The organism is Planosporangium mesophilum (assembly GCF_016863255.1).
GTDB lineage: Bacteria > Actinomycetota > Actinomycetes > Mycobacteriales > Micromonosporaceae > Planosporangium > Planosporangium mesophilum.
In genome coordinates this window covers 1-18116 of sequence record NZ_BOON01000018.1, presented here as the reverse complement: position 1 = coordinate 18116, position 18116 = coordinate 1, and the positions used below count along the sequence as shown (strand labels likewise).

Annotated in this window: 20 protein-coding genes; 13 read left to right on the top strand and 7 right to left on the bottom strand. The window is 72.2% G+C overall.

Annotated elements, in window-relative coordinates:
* Positions 1–149: 149 nt before the first annotated feature.
* Genes Pme01_RS09940 through Pme01_RS31935 form a run of 5 tightly spaced genes read left to right on the top strand, consistent with a single transcriptional unit; the run spans position 150 to position 5678 of the window.
* A complete protein-coding gene (locus Pme01_RS09940; protein WP_203935523.1) occupies positions 150–1823 on the top strand; it encodes an IucA/IucC family protein in 1674 nt (557 codons plus the stop codon).
* Entirely contained in the window at positions 1820–3523 is a 1704-nt protein-coding gene (locus Pme01_RS09935) for an IucA/IucC family protein (RefSeq protein WP_168114420.1), read from the top strand. Before Pme01_RS09940 ends, Pme01_RS09935 begins: the two co-directional genes overlap by 4 nt.
* Positions 3520–4674, top strand: a complete 1155-nt coding sequence (locus Pme01_RS09930) for an alanine racemase (RefSeq protein ID WP_168114419.1) — start codon at positions 3520–3522, stop codon at positions 4672–4674. The genes Pme01_RS09935 and Pme01_RS09930 overlap by 4 nt, the downstream gene beginning before the upstream one ends.
* 22 nt (positions 4675–4696) lie before the next feature.
* Complete coding sequence (locus Pme01_RS09925; RefSeq protein WP_168114418.1) at positions 4697–5509, top strand: TPM domain-containing protein; 813 nt, start codon at positions 4697–4699, stop codon at positions 5507–5509.
* Positions 5454–5678, top strand: coding sequence for a YqeB family protein (locus Pme01_RS31935; protein ID WP_420850490.1), 225 nt, complete (start codon positions 5454–5456; stop codon positions 5676–5678). The genes Pme01_RS09925 and Pme01_RS31935 overlap by 56 nt, the downstream gene beginning before the upstream one ends.
* On the opposite strand, the gene Pme01_RS09920 is transcribed toward Pme01_RS31935, so the two are convergent.
* The 4 genes from Pme01_RS09920 to Pme01_RS09905 form a co-directional block, all read right to left on the bottom strand.
* Positions 5638–6162 (bottom strand): DinB family protein, encoded by a 525-nt coding sequence (locus Pme01_RS09920; protein WP_168114417.1) that lies wholly within the window; start codon positions 6160–6162, stop codon positions 5638–5640. The genes Pme01_RS31935 and Pme01_RS09920 overlap by 41 nt on opposite strands.
* A 153-nt stretch (positions 6163–6315) precedes the next feature.
* Complete coding sequence (locus Pme01_RS09915; protein ID WP_239088142.1) at positions 6316–7446, bottom strand: non-reducing end alpha-L-arabinofuranosidase family hydrolase; 1131 nt, start codon at positions 7444–7446, stop codon at positions 6316–6318.
* Positions 7447–7798: 352 nt separating this feature from the next.
* Positions 7799–9274, bottom strand: coding sequence for a molybdopterin-dependent oxidoreductase (locus Pme01_RS09910; RefSeq protein WP_168114416.1), 1476 nt, complete (start codon positions 9272–9274; stop codon positions 7799–7801).
* Positions 9275–9328: 54 nt separating this feature from the next.
* Positions 9329–9967: a fasciclin domain-containing protein gene (locus Pme01_RS09905; protein WP_168114415.1), complete on the bottom strand. Its 639-nt coding sequence runs from the start codon at positions 9965–9967 to the stop codon at positions 9329–9331.
* Positions 9968–10133: 166 nt separating this feature from the next.
* Between Pme01_RS09905 and sigK the strand changes: the two genes are divergently transcribed.
* The 5 genes from sigK to Pme01_RS09880 all read left to right on the top strand — a co-directional run bounded on the left by sigK (position 10134) and on the right by Pme01_RS09880 (position 13486).
* Positions 10134–10742: an ECF RNA polymerase sigma factor SigK gene (gene sigK, locus Pme01_RS09900; protein ID WP_168114414.1), complete on the top strand. Its 609-nt coding sequence runs from the start codon at positions 10134–10136 to the stop codon at positions 10740–10742.
* Between the two features lie 2 nt (positions 10743–10744).
* A complete protein-coding gene (locus tag Pme01_RS09895) occupies positions 10745–11491 on the top strand; it encodes an anti-sigma factor (protein ID WP_168114413.1) in 747 nt (248 codons plus the stop codon).
* Between the two features lie 81 nt (positions 11492–11572).
* On the top strand, positions 11573–11995 hold the full coding sequence (locus Pme01_RS09890) for a DUF4383 domain-containing protein (protein WP_168114412.1): 423 nt from the start codon (positions 11573–11575) through the stop codon (positions 11993–11995).
* 133 nt (positions 11996–12128) lie between these two features.
* Positions 12129–12608 carry a cupin domain-containing protein gene (locus tag Pme01_RS09885; protein WP_168114411.1) on the top strand — a complete coding sequence of 160 codons (480 nt, stop codon included), beginning with the start codon at positions 12129–12131 and terminating at the stop codon, positions 12606–12608.
* A gap of 80 nt (positions 12609–12688) precedes the next feature.
* On the top strand, positions 12689–13486 hold the full coding sequence (locus tag Pme01_RS09880) for an SAM-dependent methyltransferase (RefSeq protein WP_168114410.1): 798 nt from the start codon (positions 12689–12691) through the stop codon (positions 13484–13486).
* A 7-nt stretch (positions 13487–13493) separates the two neighbouring features.
* Here the strand turns inward: Pme01_RS09880 and Pme01_RS09875 are convergent, their stop codons facing one another.
* From Pme01_RS09875 to Pme01_RS09865, 3 genes are all read right to left on the bottom strand, one after another.
* Entirely contained in the window at positions 13494–13730 is a 237-nt protein-coding gene (locus Pme01_RS09875) for a hypothetical protein (protein ID WP_168114118.1), read from the bottom strand.
* Positions 13731–13872: 142 nt separating this feature from the next.
* Entirely contained in the window at positions 13873–14112 is a 240-nt protein-coding gene (locus Pme01_RS09870) for a DUF397 domain-containing protein (protein WP_239088121.1), read from the bottom strand.
* A gap of 126 nt (positions 14113–14238) precedes the next feature.
* Positions 14239–15135, bottom strand: coding sequence for a Sco1979 family transcriptional regulator (locus Pme01_RS09865; RefSeq protein WP_505868747.1), 897 nt, complete (start codon positions 15133–15135; stop codon positions 14239–14241).
* Positions 15136–15346: 211 nt separating this feature from the next.
* Between Pme01_RS09865 and Pme01_RS09860 the strand changes: the two genes are divergently transcribed.
* The 3 genes from Pme01_RS09860 (at position 15347) to Pme01_RS09850 (ending at position 17992) form a co-directional block, all read left to right on the top strand.
* Positions 15347–16144 (top strand): SAM-dependent methyltransferase, encoded by a 798-nt coding sequence (locus Pme01_RS09860; protein WP_168114407.1) that lies wholly within the window; start codon positions 15347–15349, stop codon positions 16142–16144.
* 44 nt (positions 16145–16188) lie between these two features.
* The gene (locus Pme01_RS09855) at positions 16189–16923 is read left to right on the top strand and encodes a hypothetical protein (RefSeq protein WP_168114406.1); all 735 of its coding nucleotides are present in this window, start codon (positions 16189–16191) and stop codon (positions 16921–16923) included.
* Between the two features lie 82 nt (positions 16924–17005).
* Positions 17006–17992: a TolB-like translocation protein gene (locus Pme01_RS09850; RefSeq protein ID WP_168114405.1), complete on the top strand. Its 987-nt coding sequence runs from the start codon at positions 17006–17008 to the stop codon at positions 17990–17992.
* Positions 17993–18116 lie beyond the last annotated feature (124 nt).

Genomic DNA, 18116 nt, shown 5'->3' with positions numbered 1-18116 from the left:
GGACCTCTCCCCTGCTGGGGCGCTGAGCGCGGTGGCGGGAGCCACCGCGCCTACAGCATCCTAGGAAGCTAGGTTCACCCCATGCGTCGACACCTGTCGCTTATGGCCCGATAGCCTGAGAAGCAGCCGCTGTCGACAGGGGGTACCGGGTGGCGCATCCAGGCACGACCGGCACGGCCGCACCCCCGGCGGACACCGGGTACCTGACCCACGCCGAGTCCGCGACCGGGGCCGCGCTCGAGGGCGACCCGACCCTCAGAACGGCGTACGCCGACGCGCTCCCCGGGGCCCGGGCGGCCGTCCTCTCCCGACTGTGGGGAGCCCTGGGCGGCGAGCCGATCCCCGGTGTGCTGCGGGTGACCCGCGAGCACGACGACCTCGTCATCGAACTCACCGGCCACGAGCTGCGGGGCCCCTCCGCCGCGGCACGGCTCTTCGCCGTCGCGCCGCCGGGGCTCGCCCCGGTGCTCGACGGGAGGCCGTACGAGCACCCGGCCGACCTCCTCGCCGCGCTCGACCTGCCCGGCCACGCCGACCGGCTGCGCGCCGAGGTCGACGAGTCCGTCGCCAACCTTGCGCTGGCCCGCGCCGCGCAGCCCGCCCCCGACGGCGGCCCGCCCGTGCTCGAGCGGCTGTCGCGCCGGGAACCGGGGGCGGCGATCGCGTACGCCGAACAGCTCGTCGTGGACGGTCATCCGCTGCACCCCTGCTGCCGCACCCGGCGCGGACTGTCCACCGCGGACGTCCTGGCGTACGCCCCGGAGCACCACCCGATCGTCGGCCTGGCCGTCGTCGACGTACCGCCGGACCAGTGGCTGTCCACCGGGGATGGCCTGCCACCCCGCCTGCTGATGCACCCCTGGCAGCGCGACCACGTCCTCGACCGGTATCCGGGGCTGCGCCCGACCGGCGAGACGGTCCCCGCCCGGCCGCTCATGTCGTTACGTACCCTCGCGCCGGTCGACGAGCCGGAGTGGCACGTCAAGACCGCCGTCGACGTCCAGATGACCAGCGCCGTCCGTACCGTCTCCGACGCCGCGATCCACAATGGACCTGCACTCTCCGCGCTGCTGGGCGACCTCGGCGCCGCCATCCCCGGGCTGGGCCTGCTGGCCGAGGTCGCGGCCGGTGCGGTGGTGGTCGACGGCGCCCCCGACCGCAGCCTCGCCATGGTGCGCCGGCGCGCGCCCCGCCCGGCCCCCGGCGAGGTGGTCGTACCCCTCGCAGCCCTCGCCGCGCGCTCTCCCGCCGACGGGCGCCCGCTGGTCCGCGAGGCGGTGACCCTCGGCTACCGCGGTCACCCGGACGGGTTCTTCACCGCCCTCGTCAACCTGCTGTTTCCCGCGTTGACCACGCTGCTGTACCTGGGCGTCGCCCTCGAGGCGCACGGTCAGAACATGTGCGTCGTCCTGCGCGGCGGCCGGCCGGTCCGGCTGCTCTACCGCGACCTGGGCGGGGTGCGGATCAGTCCGCGACGGCTGGCCGCCTCCGGGCTCGAGTCACCGCCGCTGCGCGGCGACATCATCAGCGACGACCCGCACGTCCTGCGTACCAAGCTCACCGCGGCGCTACTGTCAGGCGTGGTCAGCGAGCAGGTGGCGGTCCTGGGCCGCGAGTACGACCTGGACCCGGCCGGGCTGTGGCGGATCGCCGACTCCGCCCTGGCCGACGCGTACGCCGCGCTGCCCGCGGCCGCCGGCGCGGACGGGGCCGTACTGCGTACCAGCCCCTGGCCGGTGAAGGCGACCACGGCGATGCGGCTGGCCGACGACCCGCTCGAAGACCGCTGGACCTGGCGCGACAACCCGATCGGGGCCCGATGACGACGACGACCACCGGTACCGCCCTGGACGCCGCCGTGGCGTCGGCGCGCAGCGAACTCGCCGAGGTCGCGCCCGAGCTGTGCGCCGGCTTCACCGCCGCGCTCCCCCGCGCCGTGCACACCGTCGCGAGCCGGCTGGTCGGCGCCGCGTACCGGGAGGACCTCGCCGGGATGCGCGACCCCGACCTGCTCGCCCGGACCGCCGACGGCGTGACCCGGCATGCGTTCGACCGGGCGGAGGCCCCGCTGGTCCGCGACCCGGCGCGGGTCCTCGCCGACCTGCCGCAGCGCATCGGCGGCGCTGACCTCGCCGTCGAGCTCGCCGACGCCGCCGTCAAGTTGGCCCTGGCGTACGCGCGGCGGCCGTCGCCGGACGGCAGCGTCGGGCGAGCGCGCGACAGCGTGGCACGAGCCGAGCCGCTGTCACCCGACGACCAGGCGCTGTACTTCGAGCGGCTGTCCGTCGACGGGCACAACCTGCACCCGTGCGGGCGGACCCGGCTGGGCTGGGGCGTCGCCGACGCGCTCGCCCACGACCTGGAGTCCGCCTCCGTCACGGTCGGGTTCGTCGCGGTCCGCCGCGACCTGCACGTCGGCGACGACGTCGGTGAACTGCTCGGCGTACGGGCGCACCGGTCCGGGTACGCCGTGCAGCCGGTGCACGCCTGGCAGCTCGACCGGGTGCTCCGCCGGCGGTACGCCGGCCTGGTCACCGACGGCGCGCTGGTACCGATGGACGGCGTCACCCGTACCGGCGCTCCCACCGCGGCGCTGCGCACCCTGCTGCTCGACCCCGTGCCCGGTCAGCCCCGCCGGTACCTCAAGCTGTCGCTCGACATCCAGGTCACCTCGACCCGGCGCACGATCTCGGTGGCCAGTACCCGCAACGGCCCCGCCCTGTCGGCGCTGCTGCACCGGCTGCTCGCCGACGAGCCACGGGTCATGCTGCTCGACGAGGAGGCCGGCGCCGCCACGCTCATCGGGGAAAAGCGCCGCGACCTGGCCGCGATCGTGCGCCGGGGCCTCGACGGCCGGCTGCGCGACGGCGAGGTGGCGGTTCCCGGTGGGGCGCTGTACGCCACGTCGCCGGTGACCGGCGCGACCGTGCTCGCCGAGCTGGTCGACCGGTACGCCGCCGGCCGCCGCCTCGGGCACCGGGCGGACGCGGCGGCGCGCTTCGTGGCCGGGTACGCCCGGTTGTTGCTGCCCCCGCTGCTGCGGCTGGCCACCCGGCACGGCATCGCGATCGAGGCGCACCTGCAGAACTGTGTGCTGCTGTTCCGGGACGGCGCGCCGCACCGCCTGGCGCTGCGCGACTTCGCGGGGCTGCGGGTACACCGGCCCCGGCTGGCCGCGAGCGGCCACCGCGTCGCGCTGTGGCCCGGCTCGGTGATCGGGACCGACGACGCCGACGTGATGCGCGCCAAGCTCGGGTACACCGCGCTGCAGGCGCACCTGGGCGAGGTGATCGTCCAACTGGCCGCCTCGCACGGACTGGACGAGGACGCGGCGTGGCGGTCGGTACGCGACATCGTCGACGAAACCTACGACGAGCTGCGCGGCGACCCGGCGGTGGCCGGCGACGCCGCCGACGACCACCGGTTCCTCACCGCGCCGCTGGTTCCGCACAAGGCGCTGGTACGGATGCGGCTGTGCGGCAGTGGCGACGTGTACGTGCCCGTGCGCAACCCACTTCGATGATCCCGCCGAAGGTCACCGGGGCGCTGGCCGCGCTGCCCCGCCCGGTCTGCGCGTACGTCTACGACCGGGAGGTCCTGCGGCGCACCGCCGCCGAGGTGCGGGCCGCGCTGCCGGCCGGGGCGCTGCTGCTGTACGCGGTCAAGGCCAACGGGCATCCGCAGGTCGTGGCCGCCCTGGCCGAGGTGGTCGACGGCCTCGAGGTCGCCTCCGGTGGTGAGCTCGCGCTGGCGACACAGGCCGGCGCGGCCACCATCGCGTTCGGCGGCCCGGCCAAGACCGACACGGAGCTGGCCGCCGCCGTGTCCACCGGCACGCTCGTACACGCCGAGAGCCTGCTCGAGCTACGCCGGTTGGCCGCCGTCGCCGGCGGCCGGCCGGTACGCGTCGCGCTGCGGGTGAACCGCCCCGGCGCCGGGCTGTCCGGCAGCCACGCCATGACCGGCGTGCCCACCCCGTTCGGCATCGAGGAGGCCGCGCTCGGCGAGGCGGTCGCGCTCGTCCGGGGGCTGCCGGCGCTTAGGTTGGTCGGGTTCCACCTGCACGCGGTCTCCAACAACCTCGACGCGGCCGCGCACGCGGCCTACGTCGCCGACGCGCTCGACTGGGCGCTCGCCACGGCCCGCCGGCTGGGCGTCGATCTGAGCTACGTCAACGTGGGCGGCGGGTTCGGCGTGGACTACACCGGGAACGCGCGGTTCGACCTGGCGGCGCTGCGGGCCGGCCTCGCCGGGATCGCGCTGCCCGAGGGGGTGACGCTCGCGTTCGAACCGGGCCGGTACCTCGCCGCCCCGGCCGGCTGGTACGCCGCCGAGGTGCTCGACCTCAAACGCACCCACGGCCGCTGGTTCGCGGTCCTGCGCGGCGGCACCCACCATTTCCGGCTGCCCGCCGCGTGGGGGTACAGCCACCCGGCGACCGTCCTGGCCCGCGACGCGTGGCCGTACCCGTTCGAGCGGCCCGAGGTGCGCGACGCCGTCGTCGACGTCACCGGCGAGCTGTGCACGCCGCGCGACGTGCTGGCCCGCGACCTGCCGGTGGACCGGCTGCGGGTCGGCGACGTGCTGGTCTTCGGCAACACCGGCGGGTACGGCTGGGACATCTCGCACCACGACTTCCTGCGCCACCCGTACCCGAGCATCGCGGTGATTTGACGGCCGCGCGCACAGTGGGGACATGGGACGGGTATTGATGATCGTCACGGCCGCGACCGTGCTCGTGCTGGCCGCCACCGGGCCGGCCGCGGCGGCACCGGCGTATCCGGCGCCCGACGGCCGGTGCGTCGACACCACCGGGGTGCTCGGCTCGGACCTGTGCAGCCGGATCACCGCCGTACTGCGGGCCGACGAGGACCGCACCGGTGACGAGATCGCGGTGGCGGTCGTACCTACCACCGGCGACGCAAGCATCGAGAGCTGGGCTACCGGGCTGTTCAACAGCTGGGGCGTCGGCAAGGTCGGCCAGGACAACGGCGTACTGCTCGTCGTCGCGGTCGACGACCACCGGCTGCGCATCGCCACCGGCCGGGGCATGACCGGCCGGCTCAGCGACGACCGGGCCGACCAGATCATCACCACGACGATCACGCCCGAGTTCCGGCACGACAGGTACGCCGCCGGCATCCTCGCCGGGCTGGACGAGATCCGCCGTCGGCTGGGCCACCCGGTCGAACCCGGCGCGGAGCTGGCCGGTCTCACCGGCGCCGGGGCGTCGCCCGTCCACGGTGGGCAGGCCGCGCCCGCACCCGAGCCCGACCGGGACGACGGCGGCTTCCCATGGTGGTACCTGATGGTGGCCGCGGTCCCCGTGATGGCCGTCGTCATCGTCGTCACCGAACGCTCGCTACGCCGGGTCGGACGCGTTGCCGGCCCCCGGGACACCCATCTGCCCATGGCTGGCTCGGGAGGCAGCTCCTCCGGGTCGTCCGGTACCGGTGGCGGTTTCGGGGGTGGCGGCTCCGACGGTGGCGGCTCGTCGGGAGGTTGGTGAGCCAACGACCCTTGGCTTCTCCCGCGGTACCCGTGCGACCTTCCTGGCCGGCCTGCCCCTGCTCGGTGCCGCGCTCGGGTTCTTCCTGCCCCGCCTCGCGGCCGCCGCGCTGCGGCTGCCGTGGGTGCCTACCCCATCGACTTCGCGCCGTCGAGCGCCTCCCGGATGATGTCGGCGTGCCCGGCATGCTGGGACGTCTCTGCGATGATGTGCAGCAGGACGCGCCGCGCCGACCAGTGCAGGCCCGGCGGGTTCCACGGCGCCTCCGGCAGCGGGTGCGAGGCGTCGAGGTCCGGCAGCGTCTCCACCAGCTCGTCGGTGCGCCGGGCCACCGCGTCGTACTCATCGAGCAGCCCCGCCAGGGTCTCCCCGGGCAGCACACGGAAGCTGTCCGCGTGCCGCTGGAGCGCTGCGTCGTCGGTCCAGGACGGCATCTCGGACGGCCCCCCGAGGATGAACTTCACCCAGTTGCGCTCGACGTCGGTGACGTGCTTGACGATCCCGCCGAGGCACAGCTCGCTCACGGTCGTGCGGCGCGCGGCCTGCTCGTCGGTGAGGTCCCGGGTGGTGTTGCGCAGGAAGAAGCGGTGCTTGGCCAGCGCGTCCAGCAGGTCGGCGCGCTCGCCGGTGACGACGGCCCCGTCCACGGTCATGGGTTTCCTCCTTCGCCCCAATGGTCAAGGTGGACGGTACCGGCGGCCACCGACGGTTTCCGGCACGGATGCGGCCGGCGGCGTAGGACACATCCACATGACGACGGTTGCCCGGGAGCCGTCCGCCACACGCCCCGTCGCATCGTCGCGAGGTCAGTAGGTGGAGTTGGTCTGGGTGAGCAGCCCGAGCCGCCAGGGCAGGCTGTCGTAGTCACCGCCGGCGTTCGGATCCATGCCCTGGTAGAGGTACCGAAGGTGGCACGGGCTGATCGTCAGGGTCTGGTCGTACCCCGCCCGGATCAGCTCGCCGTGGCTGATGTCGCTGGTCCACGCCGTCCCGCTGAAGGTCACGTTGTCAGCTCGGGCGAACGGGTTGCTCTCGGTCGCCGCCAGCGGCGTCCAGTTGCCGTTGATCGTGGGCGAGGTCCAGGACCGGAAGTAGCGCCGGCCGTCCGACCCGATCGCCTCCACGATCAGCAGGTACTGGTTGGAACCCTCCACCTTGTAGACGTTGCTGGCTTCGAACAGATTGTTTCGGTTGGCGTCCTGCAACGCGATCACCGGCTCGCTCATGCCGTTGGGGAAGTCGGCCAGGGTGGTCTGCGACCGGTACAGGTGCCCGTTGTCGTCCGAGGAGAACAGGTAGCAGTTGGCGTCGTCGCAGATGACCCACATGTCGACCCAGTAGCCGTTGCCGATGTTCTGGGCGATGATGCTCGGCATCGACGGGTAGAAGTCCTTCGGCGCACTCCAGCCGTTGGGATCGCCGATGTCGGGGTTGGTGGAGTAGGACGCGTTGTCGGTCTGGTAGACCAGGTACCACAGGCGCTGCGGGGCGAAGTAGAACACCTGCGGCGCGGCCCGGTACCCGGTGCCGATGCCCGATCGGTCCAGGTAGTAGTGCGTGGCCGAGCCGGCCTGCGACCAGTCGGCGAAGTTCAGGTACACCATGCTGTACCCCGACGAGCTCGCCACGCTCGCGAACACGTGCCATCTGCCGTTGTAGTAAACCACCGACGGGTCCTTGATGCTGACGACGGTGTGCGTCGCGTCCGACTTCGGCGCGATCAGCAGGCCGCTGGAACTCCACCGGAAGCTGGACGGCAGCGAGTCACCGCCGCCACTCGTCGGGGTCGGCGAGGGGGGCGTCGGTACCGGGTTGGATCCGGTCCACGAAGCGTTGAACCCGAAACTCATGCTGCCTCCGGTGGGGATGTTGCCGTTCCAACTGGTGTTGGTGAGCGTCACCTGTGCACCCGACTGTGTGTAGCCCGCGTTCCACAGCTGGGTGGTGGTCTGGCCTGCGGTGACGACCAGGTGAGCCGCCAGCCGTTCAGCGGGTCGCCGAGGTTGGTGGCGTTGATGTTATCGTTAACATCCATCGATGAGAAAGAATCTCACAACGTTTCCCGGCACCACAATGGTCGGCCTCGGTCACCTCGGCGTCCAGGACAGCGCCGATCGCCGGCACCGGGCTCGGTCGTGAACGGTCGGTCCGGCCCGGTCAGCGCGTGGCGCGGCTCAGGCGCGTGGCGCGGCCACGCTGTCGCGCTGGACGAGCGCCGGGGCGATGGCGACGATGCCCGCGACGCGGTGGTCGAGGTGGCGCTCGACGGCCGAGATCATGGACGCGCTGTCAGGCCACCGTGACAGCCAGGGTGTGCCAGCCGGTCGCGCCGTCGGGAAAGACGGGTACCCGCTTCTCCTCCTGTACCGCGCCGGTCCCATCGGTCGCCCGTACCCGTAGCGTGTGCGCGCCCCGCGTGGCCTGCCACCGCCAGGTCCATTGCACCCAGGTGTCGACCGAGGGCACTCGGGCCAGCGTCGCCCGCTGCCAGGGCCCGCCGTCGACCTGCACCTCCACCGCGGCGATGCCGCGACGCTGCGCCCAGGCCACGCCGGCGACGGTGAACATCCCGGCCGGTACGGTCGCGAGCGCGGCCGGCCGATCGATCCGCGAGGCGGTCTTGACCGGCGCGACCCGCGCGTAGCCGCGCGTGACCCAGTACGCGTCGACGTCGGCGAAGCGGGTGACCTCCAGCTCGCTGACCCACTTGCAGGAGCCGGCGTACCCGTAGAGCCCCGGGGTCAGCATCCGTACCGGGAAGCCGTGCTCGGCCGGCAGCGGCTCGCCGTTCATGCCCACCGCCAGCATCGCGTCGCGCCCGTCCAGCAGCGCCGCGATCGGCGTACCGATGGTCATGCCGTCGACCGACCGCGCGATGAGCTGGTCGGCACCGGCCCGGAGGCCGGCGTCGCGCAGCAGCGGAGCCAGCCGCGCCCCCAGCCAGCGGGCGGTGCCCACGTACGGGCCGCCGACGTCGTTGGACACACAGGTCATCGTGATGTCGCGCTCGATCAGCGGGCGGCGCAGCAGGTCGTCGAGGGTGAGGGTACTCGGCCGGTCCACCATGCCCTTGATGGTCAGCCGCCAGGTGTCGGGGTTGACGCGCGGCACGGTCAGTGCGGTGTCGACCCGGTAGAAGTCGCGGTTCGGGGTGAGCAGGTCGGGCAGCGGCGGCGCCGCCGGCTCGGCCGGCGCGGGCAGGCGTACGGCGGCGCGGCGCCGGGCCGCGGTGTCGGCGCGGAAGCCCCGGAGGCCGTACGCGGTGCCCGCCGCCACCGCCGCCAGCCCCGCCGTGGTGAGCATGCGACGCCTCGACAACGGCCGGCCGTCGGCAGCGGGCTCCCCTGCCGGCCGCAGTAGCAGGTACAGGACGCCGACCGCCACGCCACCCCCGACCACTCCCGGGACGGCATCGGCCCAGGCAGCGCCCGGGCGGGTCGCTGCGGCCACCGCCCCGACCAGGGACAGCCCGCCGATCGCAACGGCCGCAACCGTCGGCCGGCGCAGCGCCAGCACGCCGAGCCCGGCTGCGGCGGCGGCGAGCACCAGACCCATGCCGAGCAGCAGCGCCGGCTTGTCCCAGGTGCCGAGGGTACGGACGGCGAGGTCCTTGACCGCGTGCGGCGTCGCGTCGATGGCGGCCGAGCCGACCGCGAACAGCGGGTCGGCGCCCGGGCGCAGCACCGCCGCGACGAGCGCGGCCGCGGACAGCCCGGCCGCGGCGGCCAGCAGTCCGGTCAGGACGCCCTGAAGGGTTCGACGCATGCTCTCCTCCTAAAGAAGGTGACGGGGGCGCGGGCCCCCGTCACCTTCGAAGCGTCAGCTCGCGGGCATCAGGACGGTGTCGACGATATAGACGGTCGCGTTGGCGGTCTGCACGTTGCCGCAGACCACCTTCGAGGAGCCGTTCACCGTGTACGACGTGCCGCTGCCCGCCACGGTGATCTCGCCGCCCTGCAGCGTCTTGTGCGTACCGGCCAGCTGGGCGGGGGTGAGCCGCCCGGCGACGACGTGGTAGGTCAGGACGCTCTTGAGCTTGTTCTGGTCGGCGAGGACCGCGTTCATGCTGTCCGCCGGGATCTTGGCGAAGGCGTCGTCGGTCGGGGCGAAGACGGTGATGTCCTTGGCGCTGTTGAGGGTGTCACCCAGCTCGGCCTTGGTGACCGCGGTGACCAGGGTCTTGAGGACCGGGTTGCCGGACGCCGCGGTGGCCACCGGAACCTTGGCCATGGCGGTGAAGCTGCCGGGGTTCGACGCGTCGGTCGGTACGGCCGCACAGCCGGCGCCGAACGTATCGCCGGTCATGGCCGCCTGCGTGGTCGGTGCCGGCGCCGGGGCGGCGGGGGTCGTGTTCTGCGGGCTGGAGGACGTGTTGCCGCCGTTCGATCCGCACGCGGACAGGGCGAACACGCCAGCGGCGCCGACCGCGACGAGGCTGGCGATCCTGGACTTGATCATTTACTTCTCCCGAAGAGGTAGGGGTGTCATCGATGGGTATTCGCCGGGCGTCGACGTTCGGATGGGCGGCGCGACGGATGGCGAATGTCATGCGTCGCTCGACCCATCCGGCGGCCGGGCGGCTCCGAATCCCCTGCCGATCCGATAGCGTCACGGCGGAGGGCCGATGAATCAGCACCGTGAGACCGGGCCGCTCGCCGTCCCCGATCCAGTGGGATCGGGGACGGCGACCATGGCCGACGATCTGCTCAGACGGGTCGCCCTCGGCGACGAGTCCGCGTTCGCGTCGCTGTACGACGTGGTCGCCGCCCGCGTGTACGGGCTGGTGCTGCGGGTGCTGCGCGACCCGGCCCAGGCCGAGGAGGTGGCCCAGGAGGCGCTCGTCGAGATCTGGCGGACGGCCGGGCGCTTCGACCCGGCGCGTGGATCGGCCACAGCCTGGATCTTCACCATCGCGCACCGGCGGGCCGTGGACCGGGTACGCGCCGAGCAGGCCGGGGTCGAGCGGCTCCGGCGGGTCGCCGCGAGCAGCGTCGACACGCCGTACGACGAGGTGGTGGAGCAGGCGACGGCCCGGCTGGACCGGGCTCAGGTACGCCGCTGCCTGGAGGGCCTGACCGAGCTGCAACGGGAGGCGATCACGCTGGCCTACTACGGCGGCCACACCTACCGGGAGGTCGCCGAGCTGCTGCACGCCGCCCTCCCCACGGTCAAGGCCCGGATGCGCGACGGCCTCATCCGGATGCGGGACTGCCTCGGCGTGGCGGGGGTATGACCATGGCACGCAATTCTGGCGCCGGCGACATCCACGCCCTGGCGGGCGCGTACGCCCTCGACGCGCTCGACGACCTCGAGCGCGCCACCTTCGCCCGGCACGCCGCCGAGTGTGAGGTCTGCGCCCTCGAGGTGGCCGAGCTACAGGAGACGGTCGGGCGGATGGCCCAGTCCAACTGGTCGGTGCCGCCGCCGCGGCTGCGCGCCGCCGTACTGGCCGAGGCCGCCCGTACCCGTCAGGTCGGCAACCGGCGCTCCGACGACGGCCCGGGTACGGGCGCGGCCGCCCGCTGGCGACGGCGCACCGCCATGGCCGTCGCGGCCGGCATCCTCGCCGCGGGCGGCGGCGTCGCCACCTGGGCGTTGACCCAGCAGCAGGTACGCGACGAGCACGCCCGGGTCGTCGCCGAGCAGGAACGGTCACGCCGCATCAGCGAGGTGCTGTCCGCACCGGACGCCCGGCTGACCCGCCAGGGGAACGTGACCGTGGTGATGTCGGCGTCGCGCGACACCGGCGTGGTCGTGCTGGACGACCTGTCCGATCCCGGCCCGACGCAGGCGTACGAGCTGTGGGCCGGCAGAGGCGGCCAGATGAGCAAGGTCGGCCTGCTCGGACCCGGCGAGCGCGCCGGGACGGTGCTCGTCACGGACATGGCCGGCGCCGACACGCTCGGCGTGTCCAAGGAACCGGCGGGCGGATCGCAGCGGCCCACCGAGGGCTCCATCGTGGCACTGGTCACGCTCGCCTGAGCCGAGCCATCCACAATGGTCACAGCGACGAATCCGGGGTGAGTCACCGACGAGCGGTGGCGTACCTCGGAGGTAATCACCATGGCATCCCAGACCCGTTCGGAAGTAGTGTCCGGTCGCCGGATCAACCAGGTCGTCGCTGGCGCGTTCGGCGCGGTCTTCGTGATCGTGGGCCTGCTCGGCTTCACCGTGTCGGGCGGGCACAGCGCCGCCGGGCACGACGGCGGTCAGCTGCTCGGCCTGTTCGGCGTGAACGTGCTGCACAACGTGGTCCACTTCGCGATCGGCGCGGTGCTGATCGCGGCGGCGGTGGCCGGTGCCCGCACGGCCCGGACCCTCAACGTCGTCATCGGCGCGGCGTACCTGCTGCTCGGCGTCCTCGGCCTGTTCATCGCCGGGGACAACCCGGTCAACCTCATCGCCATCAACGGCGCGGACAACGCGCTGCACCTCGTGCTGGGCGTGATCCTGCTCGGCGTGGGCCTGGGCGCCGACCGGCGCTGAGGCGGGCGGCGGGTCTCCCCTCGCCCCGGATCATGGGCATACGGTAGGGGGGCAGCGGTCACCGTCGCCGGGCGATCCGGCCCGGCGGCGGACCGCGTCCGGCCTACCCGCACGATGGGAGACGTTCGCGCCCATGACCTATCCACCAGTTCGCTACCAGGGCAACAAGGGCGAGGTCAGCGCCGTGTACCGGCCCGCCGACCACGAACCGGACCTGAGCAATCCGAACGGCACCAGGGTGCACTACCTGGCGACCGGCGCGTCGACCAACGGCGAGTACGGCCTGTACCGCTGGGACTTCGGCCCGGAGCCGAGCGGCCCCGCCCCGCACTTCCACCGGTCGATCTCCGAGTCGTTCTTCATCCTCGCCGGATCGGTGCGCATCTACGACGGCACCCGCTGGATCGACACCGCCCCCGGGGACTTCGTCCACGTACCCCAGGGCGGGATCCACGCCTTCCGCAACGAGTCCGGTCAGCCGGCGTCGATGCTGCTGCACTTCGCGCCCGGAGCGCCGCGCGAGGCGTACTTCGAAGGCATCCGCGACCTGGACGGGAAGAGCGAGGAGGAGCGGGCGGAGTTCTTCCTCCGGCACGACAACATCTGGCTCTGATCTCATCGATCCTTTTGCCGGTATTGATGTCATCCGTTGAGTCGGTAGGCTTCAGTGACCGACCGAGTGCGAGGTGTGTGATGGCCGAGCGTTCCGTTTGGGTACCCGACGGCATCGATGTGGAGACGCCCAGCGCCGCCCGCATCTACGACTTCCTGCTGGGCGGCTCCCACAACTTCGCCGCCGACCGGGCCGTCGGGGAGCGGGTGCTCCAGGTCCAGCCCGGCGGGCGGGAGATCGCGGGCTCGAACCGGGCGTTCCTCGGGCGGGCGGTGCGGTACATGGTCGAGCAGGGCATCACCCAGTTCCTCGACCTGGGCTCCGGCATCCCCACCGTGGGCAACGTGCACGAGGTCGCACAGGGCATCAACCCGCTGTGTCGGGTGGTGTACGTCGACTACGACCCGGTGGCCGTGGCCCACAGCCGGCTCATCCTGCAGGGCAACGACCTGGCCACGGTGGTCGACGCCGACCTGCTCCAGCCGGAGGCGGTGCTCGACGCGCCGGCCGTGCGGCGGGTCATCGACTTCGACAAGCCGCTCGGACTGCTGATGGTGGCGGTCTTCCACTTCGTGGCGGACGAGAGGAAGCCGCTCGAGATTCTGGCCAGGTACCGGGCGGCGCTGCCGTCGGGGAGCCTGCTGGCCCTGTCCCACCTGACCGCGGACCAGATGCCGGCCGAGATGGATGCGGTGGTCGAGGCGATGCGCAACAGCCGGGACCCGATGTACTTCCGCTCCTATGACGAGGTGGCCGCCATGTTCGACGGCCTGGAGCTGGTGAAGCCGGGAGTGGTCAGCGCGGGGCGGTGGCGCAACGATCAGGGGGACGGCAGCGGGCAGGAGGGCATCTACGCCGGCGTGGGGCGCAAACCCTGAGCGGCGTTCACCCCGTACCGCGGTCGAGCTGGCAGCGGACCGCCCGGGCACGTCCCGGGCGGTTGTCGGCGGTGGTGGCGCCGGGCCGCTCGTCGGTGGTGCGGGGATCGACCCAGCCGGCGCAGCCCGGGCAACTTTTGATCATGCCGCAGTCGGGACACCAGCCACTTTTGACCTTGAACGACAGCAGGCCCGAGAGAAAGCCGAGCAGCATCCCCAGGGCGGCTGTCAGCACGTAGCCCACACCGCGCTCCTCTCGATGCGAGGCATCCGGGAGTCCGCCCGCCGCCGGCCGGCACGGCCGACCACGTCCGCGGGATGGTCGGTGGCGCGGGGTCCGCGAAGCCGCCGCGCCACCGACCACGATCGCCCCCGTCAGGAACGGGTCAGCCGACCAGATCGTCGAACTCGCCGTCCTTGGCTCCGGCCAGGAACGCCGCCATCTCGGCGCGCGTGTAGATCAAGGCGGGGCCTTCGGGGAATCGTGAGTTGCGTACCGCGACGTCGCCACCGTCGAGCCGGGCGACCTCCACGCAGTTGCCCACCGCGCCGCTGCGGGCGCTCTTCCGCCAGGCCACACCGGTCAGCAGAGTGGCCGGGACACCACTATGGATGTTGTCTCTCACCGCAACACACCTGCCCTTCGCAGCCACAACCGGCACGTGCACGTGATTGTGCATAGACGTTAGCACGCCAAAAAGCACCGTCAATGCACGTGCATATGGATCGTGCGCCGGGCGCGGGGCAGGAAGCTACATCTCGGCCCGTAGCTTGAGCAGCAGCTGCCTGGTGTTGGCGGGGGTCTCAGCGTCCACGGTCAACCGGTCGAAGACCCTGCTGTACAGCTCGATCTCCACGGGCTTGTCGAGGTAGAGCGCGCCGATGAGGTGTTCTATGTAGACCAGGTCGGGCAGCTCCGGCTCGCTGAAACGCAACATCGTGAACGAGCCCTCGGCCGCGTACCCGCTCAGCCGGAACGGCACCACCTGCAGGGTCACCTGTGGTTTCCGGGTCAGTTCCAGAAGACACTCCACCTGGGCGAGCATCACGTCCCTGCCGCCGATCGGGCGGTGCAGCACCGACTCGTCGATCACCGCCCACAGCCGCGGCGCGCCCGGCCTGGCGAGGACCGTCTGGCGCTGCATCCGCAGGGCGACCCGGCGGTCGATTTCCTTGCCGCCCAGTTCCGGCCGCCCGTGGCTGGCGATCGCCCGGGCATAGGCCTCCGTCTGCATCAGGCCGGGCACGAACTGCTGCTCGTACGTCAGGATCCGGGTCGCGTCCTCCTCCAACCCGATGTAGTCGTGAAACCAGTCCGGCAGCAGGTCGCCGTAGCGGTGCCACCAGCCGGGTTCGTTCGACCGCTTGACCATGTCCAGGAACGCCGTCCGCTGCTCCTCGTCGGCCACTCCGTACAGGGTGAGCAGGTCAGCGACGTCGCGCTCCTTCAGGCTGACCCTGCCCAGTTCGAGCCTGCTGATCTTCGACTCCGAGTTGCGGATGGAGTACCCCGCCTCATGGCGCGAGATCTCGGCGGCCTCACGCAGCCTGCGCAAGTGAGCACCGAGGACGATGCGTAGCGCGGTCGGGCTACCGGCCCGTTCGGTCGGTGGATCACCCGGTGTCGTTTCGGGACCGGCTGCGGTCACGGCTACCTCCTCCGAGCGTGCCAACGAAGGCATAACTGCACAAACGTGCACTACGGCGCATATCCAAAACAACGGTTCCGGTATACGCCTGTCGACTCCGTGCTTAGGCTAAGTCGACTTGTGGTGCATGCACAGATGCCTTCCTTCCCCAATGCTCTGTGAGGCCGCGATGCCCGGAACCACACACGCACCGTCGAACAGAGATCTACCGGTGCACATCGACACGACCAAGGCGAGCATCGCCAGGGTCTACGACGCCTTCCTCAACGGCAAGGACAACTACGAGATCGACCGCGAAGTCCTCCGGCAGGTTCAGCGCGTGGCGCCCGAGGCGACCCAGTTGGGCTGGGACAACCGGAACTTCCTGATCCGCGTGACCCGGTTCGTGGCGTCCCAGACGGGCATCACCCAGTTCCTGGACTGCGGCTCCGGCCTGCCCACCGCCGAGAACACCCACCAGGTGGCCCAGCGCATCCAGCCGGACGCCCGGATCGTCTACGTCGACAACGACCCGGTGGTACTGGCGCACGGGCGTGCGCTTCTCGAGGAGAACGACCAGACCCACTTCACCGCGGCGAACATCTTCAAGCCGCGGGAGGTCCTCGAGGACGAGGTCGTCCGCAGGTACCTCGACTTCGACAGCCCGATCGCCCTGTTCCAACTCGGCACCCTGCACCACTACGACGGCGAGCCCGGCCCCAGCGAGATCATGCGCGAGTACATCGAGGCGCTCCCCTCGGGGTCGTACGTGGCGATCAGCCACTTCTACGATCCCGAGACGCCCGAGCACAGCGAGCTGGCCCGGAGGTTGGAGGAGACCTTCCTGCACAGCCCCATGGGCACCGGCGTCTTCCGTACCCGGCCGGCGATCGAAAGCATGTTCGCCGGTCTGGACCTGGTCGAGCCCGGCCTCACCCTGTGCGCCGACTGGTGGCCCGACGGCCCCCGTCTCAAGCCGCTGCCCCCGATCTCGCACTGCATCGTCGGCGCCGTGGGCCGCAAGCCCTGACCCTGCCGACCAGGTCCGCGGCGCGCTGCCGATACGGTCGGGCGATGTTCGCCGTCTCGCACCGGAACCGGGTACGGGAGCTCCTGCTCGCACTGGCCGAGGCCGACCCTGCCGTCGTCGGCGCCGCGGTCACCGGCTCGTACGGCGGCGACCGGTGGTCGGACATCGACCTGGCGTTCGCGATCCAGGGTCGGCTCGGCGCGGCGTTGGAGCGCTGGACCGAGCGGCTGTACCGCGACTTCGACGCCCTCCACCACTGGGATCTGCCGTCGGGTTCCACCGTCTACCGGGTGTTCCTGCTGCCCGGATGGCTGGAGGTCGACCTCGCGTTCACGCCGTCCGCCGAGTTCGGCCCGCACGGGCCGAACTGGCGCGTCGTCTTCGGTTCGGCCGTGCCGGGCGAGCCCGGTACGCCTCCGTCCCACGACCGCCTCGCCGGCCTTGCCTGGCATCACGCCCTGCACGCCCGGGTCTGTATCGAAAGGCGCCGGTGGTGGCAGGCCGAGCACTGGATCAGCGCGGTCCGCGACCAGACGCTCGCGCTGGCCTGCCTGCGCCTGGGCTACCCCACCGACTACGCCAAGGGCGCTCACCTGTTACCGGCGGCGCTCACCGCGCCGCTCGAGGCGACACTGGTGCGGTCGCTCGACGAGACGGAGCTGCGGCGCGCCCTGGCCGCGGCGGTGACCACACTCGCGGCGGAGCTGGCGTGCACGGATGCGGCGCTGGCCGCCCGACTACGGCCCCTACTCGCGGAGCTCGGCGCGACCGGACCGTGACGGCGAGGGAACCCGGGCGGCTGTCGCGGTGTCTCCCCTGTACCTGTCCACGCACAGCCGCCTGCCGAAGAGGGGCCGCACCATGTCGATCCGGTCAGTGGTGGTGATCGTCGCCGTGTCCGCCCTCCTCGCGGGGTGTACCGGGCGGCCCGGATCGGCACCGGCTCCGACCGGAACCGGGTCCCGCCCGGTGGGGACCCCGTCCTCGACGTACGCCATGACACCGCTGCACGGGGTCGCCCTGACCGGGCCGGTACGGCTTCGCCTGCTGGTGGCCAGCAACCCGCCGGAACTGGTCGATGTGGACACCGGCGCCCGTACCCCGGTCACCGGGCTGCCTGCGGGCGCCGACCGGCCGACCTGGGTCACGGCGGTCGGTCAGGACGCGGTGATCACGTCATCGTGCCTCACCTGCGATGCAGGCGGCGACGTGTACGTGCTGCGGCGGGGCACGACCGTGGCACGGCGGATCGCAGCCGGCTCATCCGTCGTCGCGTCCCCCGACGGCCGGGGTGTGTGGCTCACCCGGTACGACGGCACGACCTGCACGCTGCAGGAGGTGGCCCTCGACGGGCAGACCCGTACCGCGAGCCGGCCGGTCGACTGCCACGTCGTGCCCCGTGCGGTCACCGGTCGGTACCTGCTCACCGGCGCCGCGACCGGCGACGGGGCGCTCGTCCTGACCGACGTGCAGGCCGGCAGCCGCACCACGATCCGCCGGCCGACCGCGATCGGTGATCCCTCCGACGGCCTGGCCAGCCCCGACAACCGCTATCTGGCGATCGCCTTCGAGCACCCGGCCTGGCCCGGCCCTACGCAGAGGCTGGACCTGTGGCTGCTGGAGCCGGCCTCCCAGCGGTGGCAGCAGGCGCCGTCGATGCCCGTACCGGCCGCGCTGAAGTTCACCGCGATGACCTGGCTCCCCGACGGGCGGCTCGTGCTGCTCGGCGACTTCGAGCACGTCGGACAGGCCGTCGCCGTCTGGCGCCCCGGGGAGGACCAGTTCGGTATCCGTACCCTCGCGCTTCCCGAGCAGCGCGCGGAGGCCTTCGTCGTCTGGCCCTCCTGACCGCGCGTTATTCGAGGCTGGTGTCCTCCTGGTACCGGGCACCGCCGCGCGCCTCCGCGGACAGCGGCTTCGCGCCGCCCTCCGGCGGGCTCGTCAGCGAGTGGCCGGGCGCGTGCTGGGGGTA